Here is a 20,886-nt window from a genome sequence, read left to right as displayed (position 1 = left end):
ATACCATGGGAAAATCTGTTATGAAGAGCGATACGAAAGTGATTATTGCAGGCGCACGTTTGAGCTACGCCAATCTGTTTGAGCCCCGCGCCTTTGAAGGGCAAGAGCCGAAGTATTCAGTTTCGATTTTAATCGACAAGGAAGACGAGGCCACCGTCGCTTTAATTCAAAAAGCCGTGGAAAATGCAAAGGAAACGGGCTCAGAAAAATACGGGAAGAAGTTCGGAACGGGTTTGCGCACGCCGTTGCGTGACGGCGACGTGGATCGCCCGGATGACGAGAACTATCAAGGGCATTATTTTATCAACGCCAACAGCAAGAACGCGCCGCAGGTAGTGGGCAAGCTGAGAGACCCGAACACGGGTAAGCCGCTTCCTCTCGGACCCGAAGACGTGTATAGCGGCTGCTATGCCAATGTAAGTGTGAACTTTTACCCCTACAATGTAAGCGGGAATAAGGGTGTCGCGGCGGGGCTCAATAATGTGCAAAAGGTAGCCGACGGCGAAAGACTCTCCGGCGCATCCAGCGCAACGGATGACTTCGACTTCGAAGACGCCGAGTTCGACGACGACTTCCTGGCGTAGCCATGCGCACGCTGGCAATCGACATCGAGACGTTCAGCGATCAGGAGATTGGAAAGGTGGGCGTGTATCGTTATGTGGACACGCCCGCTTTTCGCATCTTGCTCTTTGCCTACGCCATCGACGGCGGAGACGTGGAGGTGGTGGACCTGACAAAGGATCCGCTTCCCGCTCCTATTCTGGCCGCCCTTACGGATCCATCGGTGATTAAGACGGCGTTCAATGCGTCCTTTGAGCGGACGTGTTTGGATCGCGCCTTCGAGATCACCTCGGGGCCGTGGGAGTGCACCATGATTAAGGCGTGGGCCTGCGGCATCGGCGGCGGTTTGGCGTCAGTGGGCGATGCGATCGGTCTCGGTGAGGACGAGGGAAAGATTAAAGACGGCAAGCGGCTGATTAAGAAATTCTGCTCTCCGCAAAAAGGGGCGCAGCAGCTTGCCATGGACGAAGATGAGGACTGGGAAAGGTTCATCGAGTACTGCCGCCGGGACGTGGAGGTGGAGATGCGCATCCGCGAGAAGCTGGATCGCTTCGAGCTTCCCGATTCGGAGTGGGCGCTTTACAGGCTGGATCAGGCCATCAACAGCCGAGGCATCGCTCTGGATATGGACTTAGTCCACGGCGCCATGGCCATCGATGGGGAGATGGTGAAGCACCTAACCGCCCGCTATAAGGAGATCACGGGAAAAGACAATCCCAACAGTTTAACTGACATTAAGGCCTTTATTCACTCGGCGACCGGCGACAAGGTGAAGTCGGTGACGAAGGGAAATATAGACGAGCTTATATCGACCTATGCCGCCTACCCGGATGTGGTGGAAGTGCTGGAAATTAGGAAGCAGCTCTCGAAGACCTCCACGGCGAAGTATTACAAGATGGAGGAAATCGTTATGGGCGACGGAAGGGCCCGAGGGCTCTTTCAGTTTTACGGCGCACGGCGCACGGGCCGATGGGCGGGCCGCTTGATCCAAGCGCAGAATCTCCCGAGGAATTATATCTCCGATTTGGACACGGCGCGGGCCGTGATTAAGACGGGGGACTTGGAGGCCCTGGACATGACCTATGACGACGGCCCGGATATTATGAGCCAATGTCTGAGGACGGCCATCGTGCCTTCCGAAGGGCGCGTCTTCGCCGTGGCGGACTACTCCGCCATCGAAGCCCGCGTCATCGCTTGGATCGCCGGGGAGGATTGGGTGCTGGACGTGTTCCGCACCACCGGAAAGATCTATGAGGCCACGGCGGCGAAGATGTTCCACGTGCCGGTGGAGTCGATTAAGAAAGGATCTGACATGCGCCAACGTGGAAAGGTGGCTACCCTCGCCCTCGGCTATCAAGGGGGAAAGGGTGCACTCACCGCCATGGGAGCCCTCAAGATGGGGATCCCCGAAGAAGACCTGCAGCCCATTGTGGACATGTGGCGAGAGGCGAATCCGGGGATTGTGCAGCTGTGGTATGAGACTCAGTCCGCCGTCACCCGCGCCATTCGCGAGAGAAAGCCGCAGCGCTTCGCTGACGGCAAGCTCGCGGCCTATGTGTCCTCGGGGATGCTACAGATTGTCTTACCGTCGGGGCGCCGCCTCTTTTACGCCAAGCCGGCCATCGGCGAGAACAGGTTCGGCGGCGACAGCATCGTCTACTACGAGCGCAACAGCGCCGGAACGGATTGGCTCAAGCGCGAGACCTACGGCGGCTCTTTGGTGGAGAACATCGTGCAGGCGACGGCCCGAGACATTTTAGGTCACGCCATGCTCGCTTTGGATCGCGCCGGCTATAAGATCGTCATGCACATCCACGACGAGGTGGTGATCGAGGCGAAGGCTGCGGAGGATCTGGATGCGATTTGCGCCATGATGGGCAAGCCGCCCGCATGGTGCGCCGATTTGCCTCTTAGAGCCGACGGCTTTACTTGCCGGTACTATCAAAAGGACTAGATTATGGATGTGAAAAAAGAACTAAATACCGGCGCGGACAGGCTCTTATGGATCGCCACGGGAGCCGGCCGCCGGTCAAAGCATTGGAAAAACGAAGAGATCAGCTGGTCGGATTTTAGGAAGAAGCTAAGCCGCACCACCCGCACACGGGAGACGACGGCGGAGTATAGGGCCATGGCGAAGACCAACCGCGACGCCATTAAGGACGTAGGCGGTTTCGTCGGCGGCCTTTTAAAACAAGGCAGACGGAAGGCGGAGAACGTGGCGAACCGCTCCATGCTTACCTTGGACATGGACGCTATCGATACGACGGTGGATGACGTGTGGGACAGCATCACCATGTTCTTTAATCAGGAGATGGTGCTTTACTCCACCCACTCCCATCGTCCGGAGGCGCCGCGGCTTCGGCTGATTATCCCGCTCTCTCGCCAAGTGGTGCCCGACGAGTATCAGGCCGTGGCTCGGAAGGTGGCGGAGGACATTGGCCTCGCCTATTTCGACCCGACGACCTTCGAGCCGTCGCGGCTCATGTACTGGCCGAGCTCGCCCTCGGACGGGGAGTATATCTATAAGCACGTGCCCGGCGCCTTTTTGGATCCGAATACGGTGCTGGATCGCTACGAGGACTGGCGGGACGTGAGCCAATGGCCGAGCTCGGAAAGGCTGGACGGCCGCATTACGGATCAGGCGAAGCGGCAGGAAGACCCGCTTACGAAAGACGGCATCGTCGGCGCCTTTTGCCGCACGTACTCCATTCACGATGCCATCGATACTTTCCTAAGCGACGTCTATGGCCCGACGGGCACGGAAGGGCGCTACACCTATAAGGCCGGCTCAACCGTGGGCGGGCTGGTGGTCTATGACGACAAGTTCGCCTATTCACATCACGGGACAGACCCTTCCAGCGGCCAGCTGTGCAATGCGTTTGACCTGGTGCGCATCCACCTCTTCGGCGGTTTGGACGATGAAGCGAAGGCAGACACGCCGACAAATCGCCTGCCCTCTTTTACGAAGATGGTGGCTATGGCGCGAGAAGACGACGGCGTCAAGATACAGCTCGGGAAGGAACGTCTTGCATCGGCGGAGGATGACTTCGAATTTGACGAGGGCGACGACGATGCGTGGCTGAAAGAGCTTTCCATCGATAAAAAGGGCAATGTGGAAAATGCCATTAAAAATTCCATTTTGATTTTAGAACACGATCCCCGTTTGGCGGGGAAACTGAAATACGACGCCTTCGCCAATCGGGCGTACGTGGCCGGCGGCGTGCCCTGGACGAAGGACGGGGAACACGATTGGCGGGACAATGACGACAGCGGGCTTCGGCTTTTTATGGAATCGAACTACGGGCTGACGGTGGCTTATAAGATCGACGATGCGAAGAATCTGACCTTTGAGCGGCATCGCTATCACCCTGTGCGGGAATACCTGCAGGGGCTGATATGGGACGGTGCGAAGCGCATCGAAACCATGTTTATGGACTACTTGGGCGCGGAGGACAATGTCTATACCCGAGAGGTGGCCATCTGCCACATGGTGGCGGCGGTGGCGCGGGTGATGCGCCCCGGCACGAAGTACGACCAGATGGTGACCCTAGTAGGCGCTCAGGGGATCGGGAAATCCACGTTCATTTCCAAGCTGGCGAAGGGCTGGTATTCCGACTCTCTCGACACGGTGAAGGGGAAGGAAGCGGCGGAGCTGATCCAGGGCGTCTGGCACGTGGAGGTCGGCGAGCTGAACGCCACACGGAAGGCGGACAGGGAAGCGGTAAAGGCGTTTTTATCCAAGCAGGAAGATATTTACCGCGTGGCCTACGCGAAGAACACCTCGCGCTTTCCCCGGCAATGTGTCTTTTGGGGGACGACGAACGACGAGCGGTATTTACGAGATCCGACGGGAGAAAGGCGGGCATGGCCCATTGACTGCTATGAGGTGCTTCCGACGAAAAGTGTTTTTGACGATTTAGCCGGGGAAGTGGATCAACTGTGGGCGGAGGCCTATGTGCTTTATAAGCAGGGCACGAGCTTACTTTTAAGCGACGAGGCCAAGGTGCTGGCAATCGAGATGCAGCACGCCCACAAGGAAGACACGCCTCTTTCCGGTCTAATCGAAGCGTACCTGGACATGGACTTCCCAGCCGATTGGGACGAGTTGGACCTGCAGGAACGGCTTTCGTTCTTACGAGGAGACGCCGACACCTTCACGGAAGCGGCCCGCACCTATCGAAAGGATCGGGTCTGTGTGATGGAAGTATGGTGCGAGGTCTTGGGCAAACGGCCCGGCGATTTGAAGCCGATCAATTCACGGGAGATCAACGATATTTTGGGAAGTCTTCGTGGATGGGAGAAGGAAGATGGAAGACCTTATTTTAAGATTTATGGCCAACAAAGATCCTATGCACGGGCAAGACAGACTTTTTAATTCTGTCTTATGTAGAACGGATTCTGTCTTATTTTTATAAGACAAACAAGACAGAGTGTAAAATTCTGTCTTGTACTCAACCCATTGATTTATCAACGTTTATGCAAGTATAAGACAAACAAGACAGAATATATGAGAAAAATAAAATGTATTAATAGGCACACACGTATAGGGCCTAATGCCCCTATACGAAAATATAAGTTTGTCGCCTAAATTCTGTCTTATCTGTCTTGTTAGAGAAAGGAGTGATGAGATGGCACTTGAAAAGGATGTGGAACGGCGTCTGAGAAAAGGTGTCGAAGCTTTGGGCGGCCGGTGTATGAAATTGGTGAGCCAAGGAAATAACGGCGTGCCGGATCGCTTGGTGCTTCTGCCCGGTGGGCGATGTGTCTTCGTAGAACTGAAACGCCCGAAATACGGAAAGCTTTCGCCGGTGCAGGCGGCCCAACAAAATAGACTCGCCTCTTTGGGTTTCGATGTGCGGGTACTGTCGAATAATCTATCGGTGGATTCCTTTATCCGAGAGGTGGAACATGGACTATAGGCCCCATGACTACCAGCAGGCGGCGACAGATTGGATTCTGTCCCATCCCGCCTGTGGTCTCTTCCTCGACATGGGCATGGGAAAGACGGTATCTTCCCTGACGGCCGTGGAGCTTCTTCGTGATGATTATCTGGACATCGGAAAGGTGCTGGTCATTGCACCGAAGCGTGTGGCGGAGGATACGTGGCCTTCGGAGATTAAAAAGTGGCGCCACCTTCAATCGCTGACGGTTTCGAAGATCTTAGGCACGCCGGCGGAAAGGCGACGAGCGATTCAGGCGGATGCCGATGTTTACATCGTGTCGCGGGATAATGTGGCGTGGCTGGTGGACGAGATGAAAGGGGATTGGGACTTCGATACGCTGGTCATCGACGAGCTTTCCAGCTTTAAGAATCACGCGTCGAAGCGCTTTAAGAAGCTGAAAACCGTGACGCCATACTTCAAGCGGGTGATCGGTCTTACCGGTACGCCGGCGCCGAACTCCTATCTGGATCTATGGGCGCAGGTTTATCTCTTGGATCGCGGGAAGCGATTGGGGAAGAACATCACCGCCTTTCGCCGGACGTACTTCGACGGGATCAGTCGGGGAATGTATACGGAATATAAGTTGAAGCCCGGTGCAAAGGAAGCGATCGACGATGCCATCAGCGACATTTGTATCAGCATGAGCGCCAAGGATCATCTGGATTTGAAAGAGCCTATGCTGATCGATGTGAAGGTGGCCATGGACGCCAAGGAGAAGAAGCTTTACAAGACCATGGAGCGAGATGCCGTGTTGGAACTTGGTGACGATACCATCGCCGCTTTATCCGCTGCTGTGGTAAGCAATAAACTTCTGCAGCTGGCTAATGGTGCGGTTTACGACGAGGATGGAAAGACCCACATCGTTCACGGGCGAAAGTTGGATGCTTTGGAGGAGCTCAGGGAAGAGGCGCAGGGCGAAAATATTCTGGTGTTTTACAGCTTTAAGAGCGACTACGAGCGGATCAAAGAGCGCTTCCCCGATGCGGTGAAGCTGGACGGGGCGGAGTCGATCAGGGACTGGAACGCCGGGAAGATAAAAATGCTTTTGGCGCATCCCGCGAGCGCCGGCCACGGGCTGAACTTACAGGATGGCGGGAGCATTATTATTTGGTATGGACTGACGTGGAGCTTGGAGCTCTACCAGCAGGCCAACGCACGGCTGCACAGGCAAGGGCAGAAGAACGCGGTGCGGATTTATCGCTTGCTGACGGAAGGCACGGTGGACGGCCGTGTGGCGAAAGCGCTTGAAGGAAAGGGCATCCGGCAGGAAGAGTTGCTTAAGAAGTTAAAAGCGGAGATTGGAGGATGTGATGAAAGTTAAGGACTTGATATACATCCTGAGCAAATACGATCCGGAAGAAGAGGTCACAGCCGCCAATGAGGGCAACGCGGTGAATAGCGATTACGAGGTTTGTAAGGTTTTAGGATTTGGAAATCCGATTATTGTTGTGAGGAGTTTAGAAAAATGAACTATGTAATGACGAAACCCGGCGCAAAGGAGCCGCGCTACGGAAGCGAAGGCGCTGCCGGAATTGATGTTTATTATAACGGCGACAAAGAGATCACCATCGGGCCCGGTGCGCTGGCGGAGTTGGAAACACATCTCGCTGTAGAGATCCCGAGCGAATGCTTTGGGATGCTCGTAGTCAGATCGGGTTACGGCTGGCGCGGGTTATCGATGTTAAATTCCGTGGGGATAATCGATTGCGATTATCGCGGAGAAATCGGGATTAAGTTGGTTAATCACGGCCACGATGTGATTACGATTGAGCCGGGAGTAAGGGTGGCTCAAATGATTATCGTGCCGTATTTACAAGTGGACTTGGAGCGATCCGCCGGGCTTGGAGATACGAGGCGCGGCACAGGTGGATTTGGAAGCACGGGGGTGCAGTGATGATGAATAATTACTATTTTCTTAACGAATGCAAAGAATTAAAAAGGTTGATTGCAGAATATCCTGACTTGCCACTTATGTTTTTTGCTGATGATACAGGGAATGACGGTACTTTTGACTATATGTCGTGTAGCATGATTAGAGCGCATAAGGGTAAAATCCTTGATTGCCAAAACGAAGTTGATAATGAAATTGTCTTTGATGATAAAAGATACTTTGAAGAAGAATTAAGAGAAATGTTGTGCGAAAAATACGCATATTCCAACTTTACCGATGATGAGTTTGAAGAAATTTTTGAAGAAGAAAAGTCCAAGTATGACGACAAATGGAAAGACTGCATTGTCGTTTATGTGGGGAATTGAGGTAGAAAAATGAAATTAAAATTACACAACCCATATGTTGAAAAAGAAATAATGGTAAAAGAAGATAAAAGTTATTACGGAAATGAATTACAAGAAATATACGACAATAAAGTCGAGTTTATTATTTTTACTGATGCGACAACAGGGACCCCAATAACAATAAGACCTAGCAATTGGGCAATGATTGAGGTGGAAGAATGAAGTTAGAATTGGAAACTCTTTTTAAAGAATTAAGAGACATAACGGATAAATTGTTAGTTTTGCAATATACACATTTAAGCGATGTGATTGGTGAAATTGACAACATATATAACGACTTAGAAAGAGCGATATATGAGGTCGAGAATGAAGTGGAGAATCTAGAGGTAGAGGAATGAAATTATTTAGCACAATATTAGCTGACTTCACGGAAGAAGATTGGCAAGATGTAAAAGATGGAATCAAAGAGTGTATGATAAATCAGTTTGAAGAGATGTGGACGCAATATTATGTATGGGATTGCGACAAGATCGAGGATATGCTAGCGAGCAAATTAAATGACTTTATTACCGAACAATTTAGAGAACTTTTTAGTCGTGAAGACATGAAGAAGATTTTTATGCAAGAAATGATGAAACAAATTAGCGTCGGTGATAAGCAATGACAGAATTTAACACGCCTGCACATTATATTTTGGAGGATGGATCTGACAGCATGGATCTGATCGCAAAGATCTTAGGCAAGGAACAATTCAAGGGCTTTTTGCGGGGCAATGCCTTGAAGTATTTGATCCGGTACGAATTAAAAGGCGGTGTGGAGGATCTGTTTAAAGCGATGGATTACATCGAGCGGCTGGCGAGCTTGGAAGAAGAGCCGATGGGCGAGGTGCGCGAAGGTGGAGTGATTAACATGTTTGAAAAATTTAAAGAGGCATTTACTAAGACGCTATATGGAGGAGGCAAAGATGCGGATTAAGTTTATTCTTGACGACGGAAGCACTATTGAGATTGGCGAAGGCGACTGGATCGGAGAGTTAATGCATTATGACATATCCAACAACGTCATGGAGATGAATTCGTGCCACGATCAAAAGGAACTGATCGGAGCATTAAGTACAGGGAAGGTGTTGTCTTTCGCAGGTAAGGATGGAGACTTTTGCGTGGACTCGGGAAGGATTGTCGAGGTGAAGGCAATCGAGGATGGGAAAGAAACGCTGTTGTGGCGTAGGGCAGTTAAGAGTAGTTCGTAGTAGTTCGTAGTAGTTCGTAGTAGTTCGTAGTAGTTGCTAGTATGTTTCTAGTAAGTTGCTAGTAACTTGCTGGTAACTTGCTGGTAACTTGCTTTTATGGGGGCGACGATGACAAAGGATGACTTAAAATCAATATTATTTTTGGATCAACTAATCAACTCTAAGTTGCGTCAGCTGGATCAACTTAAGACGTATCGGGCGCGACTTCCGACCGGGGCGAGCGATACAGGCCCGGTGCAATCGGGGTTATCGGATCCGACGGCATCGACGGCGGTTAAGATTGCTACGCTGGATCAATCCATTGTGGAGGACATCGACCGGCTGGTGGATTTAAAAGAGCGGGCGCGGGAGTTGTTTAAACAACTTGATGGTAACTTGCAGTTAAAGTTGATTATGGAGTTGCGATATTTGGAGTGTCTCGACTGGGGGAGCGTAGCCAAGCGGGCCGGATATAATCCGCGACACGTTTATAAATTGCATGGACAAGCTTTGGCGTTGCTTTTTAAAGATGGCATAAAATGGCAGTCGCGCACGTGATATTATAGTATCAGTGATATTAGGTCGTCCGAGAGGGCGGCCTTTTTTGGTAATGACGGGCATTTAAAAAGCGCGACTGTTGTAAGCCGCGCTTTTCTCTGTTGATTATTTGGCAAGGGAGAGTTTGTTCACAAGAGCATCTTGTAGAGTTTTGGAAAAGTTGATTCCTTCTTCTTCCGCTTTTTTGTTCATCCACGCCGGGATTGTTAGGGTCTTTTTTACGGATTGGTTTTCTTGGTTAAGATTGACATCGCTGGACATAATCACGACAAAGCTATTTCCGTCTGTGGGCATTTCGTGAGGACGGGAAGCCGCCGGGAGTGTTTCGCCATCGGCAAGGATGCTGTAGATGTGGCAAGACATGGCGCCTTCGGCATCTTCGTAAAGTTCTTCCAGGGTTTTGCCCCAAGCGTTGCAGCCTTCAAGATCCGGGAATTCTGCCCAATAGCCATCTTCTTCGTGGACGATCATCGGATAATAAAACAACATAGACATACCTCCTTTGAGGCGGTGGGGCTATTTTAGCCCGCACCGTTCAATAATTTTTCTTGCTAGGTTCGGATTGATTTCTCTTCCATGGACGGCCAAGGTTTCACGCTTGCCATCTTTAAACAGGTGATGGTGACTTCCTTTGATTCGCCGTAGTTCCCAGCCATTTTTCAAAAACAACTTTAACAACTCTTTGTCTTTCATCCTTACCTCCTATGATTATTATACACGTATACACGTACAAAGTCAATAGTATTTTGTTTGTTATTTTCTTTTTTGGTGGCGGTCGATCTTTTGTGTAACAGGCGGTTGTAAAAACGTGGGGCTTTTCTTACCGATCGACCGAGGGGCGCGGTACACAGTGCTTTATGTCGCGCGGGGTGGGCTTCTTACTGTGTTACATAGGACCTGAGTATGTCCTTAAACTACTTCGCACGGGCAACACCCACCTTGACAACATACAATGTTTTACTCCTTTCATTCGACCTATGGACACCACAAGCCCGTGCGTTTGTCCGAGTAGTGGTATGGTGGGTTCGACTCCCACGGCTCGGCTTAATGATGCGAAAGAAAAATTTAAAAAATAGGTTCTTCTGGGGATCTAGAGGGTTTGCGGGTCAGCGAGTGCCCGAAATCTATCTAGCGACAGAGTTTTTCATAAGGAAATTTTCCCTTTAACGGGGGTGCCGATTAACCAGAAGGCCGATCAACCGGAGGGCCTATCAACCGGAGGGCCTATCAACCGGAGGGCCTATCAACCGGAGGGCTTATCAACCGGGGGCCTATCAACCGAAAAGGGACTGATCGACCGAAAGGGGCCTATCAACAGGAAAGGGGGTGACCGCCTATGGCCGGAAAAAGATTATCAGATGTGCAGGGAATCCAGCTAACGGCTAAGGCTATGGGCCAACTGCTTGGCGTGACAGATCGACAAGTACGCTATCTTGCCGACGAAGGCAAAATTCCAAAACTTGCCAACGGCTCGTACGAACTGCCCTATGCCATGACGACCTATATTTCCGGTTTAAGGGCTGCTGAAAATCAGGAAAAAGCAGATATTAGGAAGAGCGGCGATCTAAACGACGAAAAACTTCTTCACGAACGGGCCAAGCGGAAAAAAGCAGAGCTGCAACTTGGCCAAATGCGTGGAGAGCTACACAGGGGTCCCATCGTGGAAAAGGTCATGACCGACATGTTGTCGAACCTCCGGGCTAAACTCCTATCCATCCCCACGAAAACCGCGCCGCTTTTAATTGGTCGATCCGGGATATCTGAACTTGAAGGAATTTTGGAAGACGCCATCATCGAATCGTTGGAAGAACTCTCCGATTACGATCCTTCCCTTTTCGTCGACGATACGTACGTAGACCTGGACGAAGACGAGCTGGAGGAATTGGTGGATTCCCATGAATAAAACACAAAATCTTTTCAAGTCCATCGCCAAAGTATTGGCGCCGCCTCCTCGATTAAAAGTATCTGATTGGGCGGATCGATATCGCCGGCTGTCTTCCGAATCTTCGGCGGAGCCGGGGCAGTGGAATACATCGCGGGCAGAATATCAACGCGGAATTATGGATGCCCTCAACGACCCGAGCACAGAGCGGGTTGTCCTTATGACGTCGGCACAGGTCGGTAAGACAGAGATACTGCTTAATGCGATTGGCTATTATATGGACTACGATCCATCGCCGATCATGGTCCTACAACCAACTTTAGACATGGCCAAGACCTTTTCCAAAGACCGTCTGGCCCCTATGCTGCGAGACTCGCCGGCGTTAAAAGACAAGGTGGGGGATCCGCGTTCCAGGGATTCGGATAATACCGTTTTGCATAAAAAGTTTACCGGCGGCCATGTCACCATCGTCGGGGCGAACAGCCCGTCATCCCTTGCTTCGCGGCCCGTTCGGATCCTGTTAGCTGATGAGGTGGATCGCTACCCCCCATCGGCCGGAGAAGAAGGGGATCCACTAAGCCTTGCAATCAAGCGGACAACGACTTTTTGGAACAGAAAGATGGTTTTCGTATCCACGCCGACGATAAAAGGCTATTCCAGGATTGAACAGGAATATGAAAATTCAACGCGCGAAGAATGGAAAGTGGCTTGCCCCCATTGCGGAGAGTATCAGGCGTTTAGATGGTCGCAGATACGCTTTGACGACGGAACCATGGAATGCCCGAACTGTAGGAGCCGCTTTGACGAATTCGTGTGGAAGAGGCAGCCCGGCAAATGGGTGGCGCGGGAAGAAAATCAAGGCTCTCGAGGGTTCCACCTCAACGAACTTGCATCCCCGTGGCGACGGTGGGAAGAAGTTATCGCCGACTTTAAAAAGGCGAAGGACTCTCCCGAGCTATTAAAAACGTGGGTAAACACTTCGTTGGGCGAATCTTGGGAGGAAAAATCCGACACAGATGCGTCCCTGGTTATGAAACGTCGAGAACAGTACATGGCACAGGTGCCGGACGAAGTTCTCCTCTTAACTTGCGGTGTGGACGTGCAGGACGATCGGCTGGAGCTGGAAGTCGTCGGGTGGTCACACGGGAAAGAATCGTGGGGGATCGAGTATCAAGTTTTTATCGGGGACACCTCACAAGAGCCTGTTTGGAAACAACTAGACCGGTACCTTCAGAAGGAATTTACTTACGCGGACGGGGCCGGGATCCACATTACATCCACTTGTATAGACTCCGGGGGACACAGAACCTCCGAAGTCTATAAATTTTGCCGGGCTCGAGAACACCGCAGAATATTTGCCGTGAAAGGCCGCGGCGGGGAAGGCATCCCCTTTATAGGAAAGCCCTCTCGAAACAACAGAGAAAATGCCGCCTTGTTTGTTCTTGGCGTTGATCAAGGGAAAGCCACGATCATTTCGCGCTTGAAAATAAATTTTGAAGGCGACGGGTATTGCCACTTTCCCATGAAAAAAGAGACCGGATACAATGAGGACTTTTTCGAAGGGATCACATCCGAGTCCATGCGAATCGTCACAAAAAAGGGGGTTCGCAAGGTAACATGGGTTAAACGTTCGGGTGTGCGCAACGAACCCTTAGACTGCCGGAACTATGCCACGGCGGCAATGGAGATTTTTAATCCGGATTTTAGTTACCTGGAAAAAAATTACAAGGCGTCATTAGGAATGGCACAAAAGCCGATTCCAAAAAGACGAAAGATCATTTCTAAGGGGGTGTAAGATTGTACAGACGTAGAGAGCAAATCATAACGCCGAATTATTGCAAAGAACACCTCGAGTTGTGGATTCAAGCTGACGCGGCGGTCGCAACAGGGCAGTCCTATAAAATAGGCAAGCGGGAATTGACGCGAGCCCACGCGTCCGAGATCCGTAAAATGATTGACTATTGGCAAGACCGCTATAATATGGCCGTGGACGAAGAGGAAAACGGCAGAATAGGGGTAAAGTCGCGGTCAATTACTCGCATGGTTCCCCGAGATTTATAATGCACAGGCTGATCAGTGTTTCGGCGTGTGCTTTTTTGATGCGCGTCGGATGCTGTTACACATTCTTAGGCACTTTTTATATTGAATAGGAGGTGAAAATGAAAATACTTGACAAGCTATTAAGAACGCCACCGAAAAATAAAGGCTATTCCAACCACGGTGCCAGCCGAATAAAAAAATCAATGATTGGTTGGCTCGCTGATTCCGGATCACCGGACGAAGACATCACAGACAATCTTCCACTTCTACGCAAGCGATCCCGCGACCTGTATATGGGGGGATCTCCTATTGCGACGGGGGCCTTAAAGACTTTACGGACCAACGTTGTAGGTGCGGGGCTTAGGCCAAAACCGCACCTCGCCAGAGATATTTTGGGTTTAGATGATGAAACCGCCGCCAATTTGGAGCGGCAAATTGAACAGGAATTCAATTTGTGGGGCGAAAGCAAAGATTGCGACGCCTCTCGCATGAATGACTTCTACGAGCTGCAGCAGCTCGTATTTCTTTCCCAACTTATGTCCGGCGAAGTGTTCGTCCTTCTTCCTTACGTCACGCGCGGAGGGCCCTATGGTCTCAAGGTCCAAATTATTGAATCTGATTTGGTCTGGTCCAACGACAGTCGGATTAAAGGCGGAATCGAACGCGGGGGGTTCGGTGAGCCTACGTATTACCATGTTCACACCACCGGTCAGAATTACTTAGGTGGGGGCGGAAAAGCAAAACGGATTCGAGCTTATGGGCGCAAAACGGGCCAGCCGAATATTTTACACATCATGGAATCGGAGCGTCCGGGGCAAGTCCGAGGCGTCCCGATTCTTTCCCCGGTCATCGAGTCGGTGAAGCAACTTGGCCGCTACCAAGACGCCGAATTGATGGCCGCGGTGGTGTCCGCCATGTATTCCTTGTTCATTACGTCGGATGTAGAGGCCGGGCCGGCAACAAGCTTTGGGGAGTCGATTCCGGACGCCATGCAAGTTGACCAGGAAGACGACTACTCCTATGAGCTTGGGAACGGGTCTATTATGGCGTTGGCCCCCGGCGAGAAAGTCCAAGAAGCCAATCCCGGTCGCCCGAACACAGCTTTTGATGGTTTCGTCCAGGCTATGTGCCGGCAAATTGGCGCGGCATTGGAAATACCAAAAGAGCTCTTGCTCAAAGAGTTTAATTCTTCGTATTCGGCCTCTCGCGCTTCGTTACTTGAGGCGTGGAAAATGTTTAAAATGCGAAGATCCTGGCTGGTAAGTGATTTTTGCCAGCCGGTATACGAGCAATGGTTTTTCGAAGCCGTGGCTAAGGGTAGGATACAGGCTCCGGGCTTCTTTGCCGATCCTATGATCCGGAAAGCTTACATGACCTGCGAATGGTCCGGACCGACACAAGGGCAAATTGACCCATTGAAGGAAGTTAACGCAGCCGCCCGTCGGGTGGAAGAAGGATTCTCCACGCGACAAAAAGAGACCGTAGAGTTGACCGGCGGCGATTACGAAAATAACATGCGACAGATCAAGAAAGAAGAGAAACTACTACAGGAGGTGCGAACGAATGAAGCAGATACAAATCAAAGGTGAGATCCTTTCAGACAATTTAGCCAAGGCGTACAAAGGCTACGGCTACAGTTGTACATGCCCGAGCGACATTCTCAACGACCTGGACGGCTCCGATGACGTGGAGCTTGTCATTAACAGCCCCGGCGGATCGGTATTTGATGCAGCGGAAATCTATACTGCAATCAAAGAATATGACGGGAAGGTCGCGGCAAAAATTGTCGGATTGGCGGCTTCGGCGGCCTCATGGATCGCCATGGCCGCCGACGAGGTCTCCATCAGTCCGCTTGGCTTGATGATGGTACACAATTCCCAATCTTTCGCTATTGGCGATCATCGGGAGATGGATGCGAGCTCAAATATGCTCAAGTCCGTGGACGATGCTATCCGATCCGCTTATAAATTAAAAGCCGGTTTGTCTGACGACGAACTGGAAACGCTGATGAATGCAGAGACTTGGTTCAATGCAGACGAGGCGAAAAAGAGCGGTTTAGTTGACAGCATTTTATTTATGGAAGACGTCAATCCGGATGTGGTCCTGAATGGATTACGGCCGGATAGGGAGGTGCTACAAAAACTTATCAAAGATAGCAAACCAACAATCGAGAATTTGGAAAAGGAACAACCGGAGCTGTACGCAGAAATCAAAAACTTGGGCGTTGTGGAAGAAAGAAATCGGATAAAAGAGATTGAAGAACTTTCCGATGCGGGCCTGCCCGACTTAGTAAACCGGGCAAAGTTTGAAGCACCTATGGATGCGCGCGATCTCGCCGTGGAGATCCTTAAAAACCAAAAAAAACTCGGAGAAGCCTACATCGATAATTTGACAGACGATAAAGACGACATCCCCGAAATAGACGCAACCGACGTCCTCGATCAAAAACAAGACTTGATCGATCGTATCGCTAAAGGAGGCACAAAATGAAAATGGTAGAGCACTTTGAAAATCAAGTAGATAACTTAATCAATGACATCAATATCCCGCTAAGCGAAAAATCCGTAAAGATCAAAAAATCTGCGACGGAGCTCAAACGCGGAACCGTCCTTGGCATTGTTAAGGCAACCGGGCTGGCCGTCCCCGTGGATTCTTCGAAGACGGATGGATCCGAAGTTGCCGATTGCATTTTGGCCATTGACATTACACCCGAAACCGACGTGTTCGTTCCGGCTTACTCGAGCGGCCAGTTTAACAGACAAGCCCTGATTTTCGGCGGGTCTGATACCGCAGACAAACACGAAAACAAATTGAGAGAGCTCGGAATTTTCCTCAAAGACAACGTGAAATAAGGAGGCACAAAATGAACTTATATGAAACAACGACCATGCTTCAAGCGGTGGAAAAAATGCCCAAAGCAAATAGCTTTTTGCGCGATACCTTTTTCCCCAGAGCCAACGACCGCACATTCCTTACCGAATCCATCTTAGTAGACGTAAAAAAGGGCCGTAGAACCGTAGCACCCTTCGTTGCTCCCAAGGTCGGCGGATCCACGATGGACAGAGAGGGATTCCGGACCATGCAAATCACCGCGCCGAAAGTAGCGCCCCAACGCGTGCTAACTGTTGACGACTTAAAGAGCCGCGCTCTTGGAGAATCCATTATCTCGACAAAAACACCGGACGAACGAGCCGCAGAAATCTTAGGACGCGACTTAAAGGAACTGGACGACATGATCACCCGCCGAGAAGAAATCATGGTGAAAGAGCTTCTGTTCGACGGGAAAATCTCGGTAAAGGGTTACATTGACTACGAAAACAAAAACATGATGGAAGCCACTATTGAATACGGAGCGGAAGCGAAAAAGCCCAAAACTCCCGCTACAAAATGGGACGCCGGTGGCGCCGACATCCTCAAAGACCTCAGAACCTGGAGAACTGAGTGCATTAAGAAGTCTGGCGTTGCTCCGAACATCCTGATCGTATCTACAACTGTGGCGGAAAAATTCTTTACAGACGCAAAGATCGCGGATCTTCTCGATAAGCAACACATTAATATCGGCGACTTGGCGCCTCAAGTTTTGGACGACGCAACCACTTACATTGGCCGCTTTAACGCCTTGGGTGTAGACGTTTACGCATACGAAGAATTCTATTATGACGCTGAGGCGGGAGACGACGTGCCCTTGATCCCTGATGGTTACGTACTATTCGGCCGTCGTGATATTGGCGCCTTCGGCTATGGCGTCATTACGCAAATGGAAGACAAAGACTTCCGAAGCTATGAAGGCGTGCGAGTACCTAAAGCGTGGGCCGATGAAGCCAACGATAGAAAAATGCTCCGACTAAGCTCCAGACCGCTGCCTTATTCCTTCGATTTGGATGCTTGGGTCTCTGCAAAAGTGCTTTAAAGTGCTCACCTTTAAAGATGCCGCCGAACAGGAACGACCGCTTTTTTTAAACCTTTCGGAATTCGGGGAGGTTCACAAACTTAACGACCTCGAAGACGTACCTTGCGTTATTGACGAGGACGCCTATTCCGGTGAGGACTTCCCGAATCGTTTTGAGGGTGTGTACAAGAAACGCATAGCCCTTTTTGTTTTGGCGGAAAGCATCCATAGGCCTGAAATTGACGAGGTTTTAAATATCGACGACGACGCTTATAAAGTCGTTGATGTGATCGACGAATCCCGACTCTATGAAATTGTCCTGGAAAGGCTTGATTACTAATGCAAGTGCAAATTAACACTGACAGTTTTGATCAATTCGGGCATTTTTTAAATGGGCTCGAGGCTCGTCTCGAGGATGCGGTGTATCTGGCGACTAAAAGAGCTTTAGAGCAAGCGAGGACGGCAGGTGTTCGCGAGGCGGCTAAAACTTATAAGACGACGCAAGCCCAACTTCGGGCGGGCATTACGATTTTGGCGGGATCCGGGCAGATGATTGTTCGCGGCGGGCCGAATCCACTGATCGATTTTGACGTAAAGCCCAAGATACCCATCAAACGAATGGTACAAGCTGTTGTAAAAAAAGGCCAGGGCGGTAGCATACCCCCGGCCTTTGTCCAACAGATGGGATCCGGGCACGTCGGCGTCTTTATGCGAGTAGGTCAGCCGCGTTATCCGATTAAACAATTATATTCTGTCTCCGCCCCCCAGATGATGGGAGAGGAGGAAGTTCTGGAAGTCACAGAAAAAAAGGCAATTGAAGCTTATAGGACGCGGATCGCACACGAAATTGAAAGGAAGTTGGGGTGACGGAGTATGCATATACGCAATCTAGTCGATATTTTAAAGCAGGAGCTTGAGGGCATCCTCTTATACCCCTATGAGTCAAAAAACCAAGAAGCTAAGATTCCGGTCAAAGTGTCAGCCGGGTGGACGACAAGGAAGCTAACCAAAGAAGACTTCCCCCGTGTGCTTATTTCTCCGGTTGGAGAAAATGTGGCAGGGGAGAAGACGACTTTGTCTGTATATTTTGTCGTTGGTGTCTATACGCAGAATGATGAGGGCTGGCGAGATGTGGTGTCTATCATCGATTCCATCCGCAGTCACCTATATAGCCACTACACGGTCGGCGACGGGTCTTTCGTTTTTGACCGGGAAAAGTTTGAAACTTACTATCCCGATGAACAGCCGTGGCCGCAGTGGTGGGGCTACGTAAGAGCTGATTTTACCGGATTTACCTATACCTATGACGGTGAGGAGGAAGAAATTGAAAAAATATAGAAGCACCGATCAAGTCGTTTACATCGGCGACAATTTTGGCGTCGAATGTGCGACAGGGACCGTTTTTATTGGCGGGATCCCGAAAACCATGGAAAAACATATGGAGGCTGTGCCTCTTTTAGAACATTTATTTGTGCCGGTGGAAGACATTGTGAAAGCGCGCGCGGAATTAGCTACCGAAGGCTCTTTGCTTTACGTAGCTAATAACGCAGTCAAAACCTATTTGCGAGAAGGGAGACGTAAATAATGGCATACAAACATGGTATTTATACGTACGAAATCCCGACAAAGTTGGTGCCCCCGGCATTAGCTGACGTGGGCTTACCGGTCGTCGTCGGGACCGCACCTGTCCATACTGCCTTAGATCCCGCCAAGGCCAACGAGCCTAAGCTGATCTTTAGCTACGAGCAAGCGATTGAGCATTTCGGTATTTCGGACGATTGGGAAAAATACACTTTGTCTGAGGTCATTTATTCGCAATTTGCGTTATATCAGATGGCCCCCATTGTCTTAATCAATGTGCTGGACATTGACACCAACAAAAAACCTGCCAGTGAAACTGTCTCTGTAAAAGATGGCCGCGCGGATTTGGGATTGGATGTTATCGCCGAATCCGTGAAGCTGACGAACGAAGCGGGGGACAAGACCTATGCCATCGAACAGGATTATGTTCTTTCTTATGATCAAGAAGGACGGCTGAAAGTAGCTTCCGTTGGCTCCTCCATTCCGGACGGAAAAGTAAAGGCTTCTTACAATCGGGTGGATACTTCAAGCATCACGAAAAAAGACATTATCGGCGGGATCGACGTCAACACGAAGAAAAAAATGGGCTTAGAGCTCGTCAATGAGATCTATCCCCGTTTCCGACTGGTCCCCGGCCTTATCGCCGCTCCCGGTTTTAGCCACGACCCGGAAGTGGCTGCCATCATGGATACCAAGGCCCGCAATATCAACGGAATTTTCAAGGCGGAAAGCCTGGTAGATATCCCTGCGGGAATAAAATCCACAGAAGCTCCTGAATGGAAAAACAAAAACAACATTATGGGAACGGGCCAATTCCTTTGCTGGCCGAAGCTCAAATTAGGCGACAAAGTTTATCGCTTTTCCACGCAAATGCTTGGCTTAATTAACAAGACAGATAAAGCCCATCAAGATGTACCTTACAAATCCCCCTCCAACGAGTTGCTCAAGACTAACGCACCGGTGTTAGAGGACGGAACGGAAGTCATGCTTGGTTTAGACGAGGCCAACTATTTAAACGGCAACGGCATTATTACTGCGCTTAACTGGATCGGCGGATGGAAATCGTGGGGGAACCGCACCGCGTGCTATCCGGGCGTAACTGATGTTAAAGACGCCTTTATTCCGATCCGCCGCATGTTTGACTGGATCGCGAATACACTAATTTTGACCTACTGGCAAAAAATTGACGATCCGTTAAACAAACGACTCTTAGAAACTGTCATGGCGTCGGCGAATATTTGGCTAAACTCTTTGCAAAGCCGAGAAATGATTGTAGGCGGGCGCGTCGTCTTTTTGAAAGAAGAAAACTCCACCGTCGATATGATGGACGGGATCGTTCGTTTCCACGTATACTTGACGCCGCCGTCTCCCGCGCGTGAGATTGATTTCGTCATGGAATACGACGTGAACTATGTAACCGCATTTATTGAAGAAATGGCAGGTGAATAAAAATGAAAAACATTCCTGATAAATTAGTTAACTTCCGTGTTTATCAAGACAACGCACCCCTTTTTAATGCAGACGTGGAATTGCCGTCCCTTGAATACATGACCGAGACGCTATCCGGATCCGGTTTTGCCGGGGAAATGGAGACGCCCACGATCGGCCACTTTAGTTCCATGTCCATTAAGTTTAATCTTCGTACGCTTCCCACGAATGCTTACGTTGGATTACTTCCCACGGGCACGATGTGGGAGGTCCGCGGATCACTCCAACAACTGGATAAGGCCACGGCTAAAATCTCGGCCTATCCTTGTTTACTAACCGTCGTGGTACTGCCTAAGACGACGGAATTGGGCAAGTTTGAGGTTGGCGCCACCACGGACACCTCCATCGAAGGCGAAGTGGCTTACATGCGCCTGGTCGTGGACAATGAGGAACTCGTGGAAATTGATAAGGCAAACTTTATCTGTAATATCCACGGAAAAGACTACTTGGAAGAAGTCCGTACGCATTTAGGCATGTAAGG

Annotated in this window: 29 protein-coding genes; 27 read left to right on the top strand and 2 right to left on the bottom strand. The window is 50.3% G+C overall.

The features are described 5' to 3' along the window. Positions 1 to 5: 5 nt before the first annotated feature. The 14 genes from KO087_RS06060 (at position 6) to KO087_RS05995 (ending at position 9,525) form a co-directional block, all read left to right on the top strand. The gene (locus KO087_RS06060; RefSeq protein WP_251374939.1) at positions 6 to 584 is read left to right on the top strand and encodes a DUF2815 family protein; all 579 of its coding nucleotides are present in this window, start codon (positions 6 to 8) and stop codon (positions 582 to 584) included. 2 nt (positions 585 to 586) lie between these two features. After that, positions 587 to 2,515 carry a DNA polymerase gene (locus KO087_RS06055; RefSeq protein WP_215508405.1) on the top strand — a complete coding sequence of 643 codons (1,929 nt, stop codon included), beginning with the start codon at positions 587 to 589 and terminating at the stop codon, positions 2,513 to 2,515. A gap of 3 nt (positions 2,516 to 2,518) precedes the next feature. After that, positions 2,519 to 4,936, top strand: coding sequence for a virulence-associated E family protein (locus tag KO087_RS06050; protein ID WP_215508404.1), 2,418 nt, complete (start codon positions 2,519 to 2,521; stop codon positions 4,934 to 4,936). 253 nt (positions 4,937 to 5,189) lie between these two features. After that, positions 5,190 to 5,480: a PDDEXK family nuclease gene (locus KO087_RS06045; RefSeq protein WP_215508403.1), complete on the top strand. Its 291-nt coding sequence runs from the start codon at positions 5,190 to 5,192 to the stop codon at positions 5,478 to 5,480. Further along, the gene (locus tag KO087_RS06040; protein WP_215508402.1) at positions 5,470 to 6,825 is read left to right on the top strand and encodes a DEAD/DEAH box helicase; all 1,356 of its coding nucleotides are present in this window, start codon (positions 5,470 to 5,472) and stop codon (positions 6,823 to 6,825) included. The genes KO087_RS06045 and KO087_RS06040 overlap by 11 nt, the downstream gene beginning before the upstream one ends. Next, positions 6,815 to 6,973 carry a hypothetical protein gene (locus KO087_RS06035; protein ID WP_215508401.1) on the top strand — a complete coding sequence of 53 codons (159 nt, stop codon included), beginning with the start codon at positions 6,815 to 6,817 and terminating at the stop codon, positions 6,971 to 6,973. Before KO087_RS06040 ends, KO087_RS06035 begins: the two co-directional genes overlap by 11 nt. Further along, positions 6,970 to 7,398 carry a dUTP diphosphatase gene (gene dut, locus KO087_RS06030; RefSeq protein WP_215508400.1) on the top strand — a complete coding sequence of 143 codons (429 nt, stop codon included), beginning with the start codon at positions 6,970 to 6,972 and terminating at the stop codon, positions 7,396 to 7,398. The genes KO087_RS06035 and dut overlap by 4 nt, the downstream gene beginning before the upstream one ends. Beyond that, complete coding sequence (locus KO087_RS06025) at positions 7,398 to 7,760, top strand: hypothetical protein (RefSeq protein WP_215508399.1); 363 nt, start codon at positions 7,398 to 7,400, stop codon at positions 7,758 to 7,760. Before dut ends, KO087_RS06025 begins: the two co-directional genes overlap by 1 nt. 9 nt (positions 7,761 to 7,769) lie before the next feature. Continuing rightward, on the top strand, positions 7,770 to 7,961 hold the full coding sequence (locus tag KO087_RS06020; protein WP_215508398.1) for a hypothetical protein: 192 nt from the start codon (positions 7,770 to 7,772) through the stop codon (positions 7,959 to 7,961). Beyond that, the gene (locus KO087_RS06015; protein WP_215508397.1) at positions 7,958 to 8,137 is read left to right on the top strand and encodes a hypothetical protein; all 180 of its coding nucleotides are present in this window, start codon (positions 7,958 to 7,960) and stop codon (positions 8,135 to 8,137) included. The genes KO087_RS06020 and KO087_RS06015 overlap by 4 nt, the downstream gene beginning before the upstream one ends. Then, positions 8,134 to 8,403: a hypothetical protein gene (locus KO087_RS06010; RefSeq protein WP_215508396.1), complete on the top strand. Its 270-nt coding sequence runs from the start codon at positions 8,134 to 8,136 to the stop codon at positions 8,401 to 8,403. The genes KO087_RS06015 and KO087_RS06010 overlap by 4 nt, the downstream gene beginning before the upstream one ends. After that, positions 8,400 to 8,714 (top strand): DUF3310 domain-containing protein, encoded by a 315-nt coding sequence (locus KO087_RS06005; protein WP_215508395.1) that lies wholly within the window; start codon positions 8,400 to 8,402, stop codon positions 8,712 to 8,714. The genes KO087_RS06010 and KO087_RS06005 overlap by 4 nt, the downstream gene beginning before the upstream one ends. Next, entirely contained in the window at positions 8,704 to 8,988 is a 285-nt protein-coding gene (locus tag KO087_RS06000; protein WP_215508394.1) for a hypothetical protein, read from the top strand. The genes KO087_RS06005 and KO087_RS06000 overlap by 11 nt, the downstream gene beginning before the upstream one ends. Positions 8,989 to 9,096: 108 nt before the next feature. Next, complete coding sequence (locus tag KO087_RS05995; protein WP_215508393.1) at positions 9,097 to 9,525, top strand: hypothetical protein; 429 nt, start codon at positions 9,097 to 9,099, stop codon at positions 9,523 to 9,525. Between the two features lie 105 nt (positions 9,526 to 9,630). On the opposite strand, the gene KO087_RS05990 is transcribed toward KO087_RS05995, so the two are convergent. Both KO087_RS05990 and KO087_RS05985 read right to left on the bottom strand, forming a co-directional pair. Continuing rightward, positions 9,631 to 10,014, bottom strand: a complete 384-nt coding sequence (locus tag KO087_RS05990) for a type II toxin-antitoxin system HicB family antitoxin (protein ID WP_215508392.1) — start codon at positions 10,012 to 10,014, stop codon at positions 9,631 to 9,633. A gap of 27 nt (positions 10,015 to 10,041) precedes the next feature. Continuing rightward, a complete protein-coding gene (locus KO087_RS05985) occupies positions 10,042 to 10,218 on the bottom strand; it encodes a type II toxin-antitoxin system HicA family toxin (protein ID WP_215508391.1) in 177 nt (58 codons plus the stop codon). 643 nt (positions 10,219 to 10,861) lie between these two features. Here KO087_RS05985 and KO087_RS05980 point away from each other — a divergent pair. The 13 genes from KO087_RS05980 to KO087_RS05925 all read left to right on the top strand — a co-directional run bounded on the left by KO087_RS05980 (position 10,862) and on the right by KO087_RS05925 (position 20,884). Further along, positions 10,862 to 11,428, top strand: coding sequence for a hypothetical protein (locus KO087_RS05980; RefSeq protein WP_215508390.1), 567 nt, complete (start codon positions 10,862 to 10,864; stop codon positions 11,426 to 11,428). After that, positions 11,421 to 13,202 carry a phage terminase large subunit family protein gene (locus KO087_RS05975; protein WP_215508389.1) on the top strand — a complete coding sequence of 594 codons (1,782 nt, stop codon included), beginning with the start codon at positions 11,421 to 11,423 and terminating at the stop codon, positions 13,200 to 13,202. Before KO087_RS05980 ends, KO087_RS05975 begins: the two co-directional genes overlap by 8 nt. Before the next feature lie 2 nt (positions 13,203 to 13,204). Beyond that, complete coding sequence (locus tag KO087_RS09640; RefSeq protein ID WP_421949891.1) at positions 13,205 to 13,468, top strand: DUF6148 family protein; 264 nt, start codon at positions 13,205 to 13,207, stop codon at positions 13,466 to 13,468. A gap of 98 nt (positions 13,469 to 13,566) precedes the next feature. Continuing rightward, on the top strand, positions 13,567 to 15,036 hold the full coding sequence (locus tag KO087_RS05970; protein WP_215508388.1) for a phage portal protein: 1,470 nt from the start codon (positions 13,567 to 13,569) through the stop codon (positions 15,034 to 15,036). After that, positions 15,011 to 15,937: a head maturation protease, ClpP-related gene (locus KO087_RS05965; protein WP_215508387.1), complete on the top strand. Its 927-nt coding sequence runs from the start codon at positions 15,011 to 15,013 to the stop codon at positions 15,935 to 15,937. Before KO087_RS05970 ends, KO087_RS05965 begins: the two co-directional genes overlap by 26 nt. Continuing rightward, entirely contained in the window at positions 15,934 to 16,299 is a 366-nt protein-coding gene (locus tag KO087_RS05960) for a head decoration protein (protein ID WP_215508386.1), read from the top strand. Before KO087_RS05965 ends, KO087_RS05960 begins: the two co-directional genes overlap by 4 nt. An 11-nt stretch (positions 16,300 to 16,310) precedes the next feature. Beyond that, positions 16,311 to 17,357, top strand: a complete 1,047-nt coding sequence (locus tag KO087_RS05955; protein WP_215508385.1) for a major capsid protein — start codon at positions 16,311 to 16,313, stop codon at positions 17,355 to 17,357. Further along, positions 17,329 to 17,676: a hypothetical protein gene (locus tag KO087_RS05950; RefSeq protein WP_215508384.1), complete on the top strand. Its 348-nt coding sequence runs from the start codon at positions 17,329 to 17,331 to the stop codon at positions 17,674 to 17,676. Before KO087_RS05955 ends, KO087_RS05950 begins: the two co-directional genes overlap by 29 nt. After that, entirely contained in the window at positions 17,676 to 18,203 is a 528-nt protein-coding gene (locus tag KO087_RS05945) for a hypothetical protein (protein WP_215508383.1), read from the top strand. The genes KO087_RS05950 and KO087_RS05945 overlap by 1 nt, the downstream gene beginning before the upstream one ends. A 6-nt stretch (positions 18,204 to 18,209) precedes the next feature. Then, positions 18,210 to 18,674, top strand: a complete 465-nt coding sequence (locus KO087_RS05940; RefSeq protein ID WP_215508382.1) for a hypothetical protein — start codon at positions 18,210 to 18,212, stop codon at positions 18,672 to 18,674. Beyond that, a complete protein-coding gene (locus tag KO087_RS05935; protein WP_215508381.1) occupies positions 18,661 to 18,921 on the top strand; it encodes a hypothetical protein in 261 nt (86 codons plus the stop codon). Before KO087_RS05940 ends, KO087_RS05935 begins: the two co-directional genes overlap by 14 nt. Then, positions 18,921 to 20,366, top strand: a complete 1,446-nt coding sequence (locus tag KO087_RS05930) for a phage tail sheath family protein (protein ID WP_215508380.1) — start codon at positions 18,921 to 18,923, stop codon at positions 20,364 to 20,366. Before KO087_RS05935 ends, KO087_RS05930 begins: the two co-directional genes overlap by 1 nt. A gap of 2 nt (positions 20,367 to 20,368) precedes the next feature. Further along, entirely contained in the window at positions 20,369 to 20,884 is a 516-nt protein-coding gene (locus KO087_RS05925; RefSeq protein ID WP_215508379.1) for a phage major tail tube protein, read from the top strand. The last annotated feature ends 2 nt before the right edge of the window (positions 20,885 to 20,886 follow it).

It is taken from the genome of Peptoniphilus rachelemmaiella (assembly GCF_943169845.1).
Classification (GTDB): Bacteria; Bacillota; Clostridia; order Tissierellales; family Peptoniphilaceae; genus Aedoeadaptatus; species Aedoeadaptatus rachelemmaiella.
The sequence above is the reverse complement of the archived record's forward strand: the minus strand, read 5'-3'. Positions and strand labels throughout refer to the sequence as shown.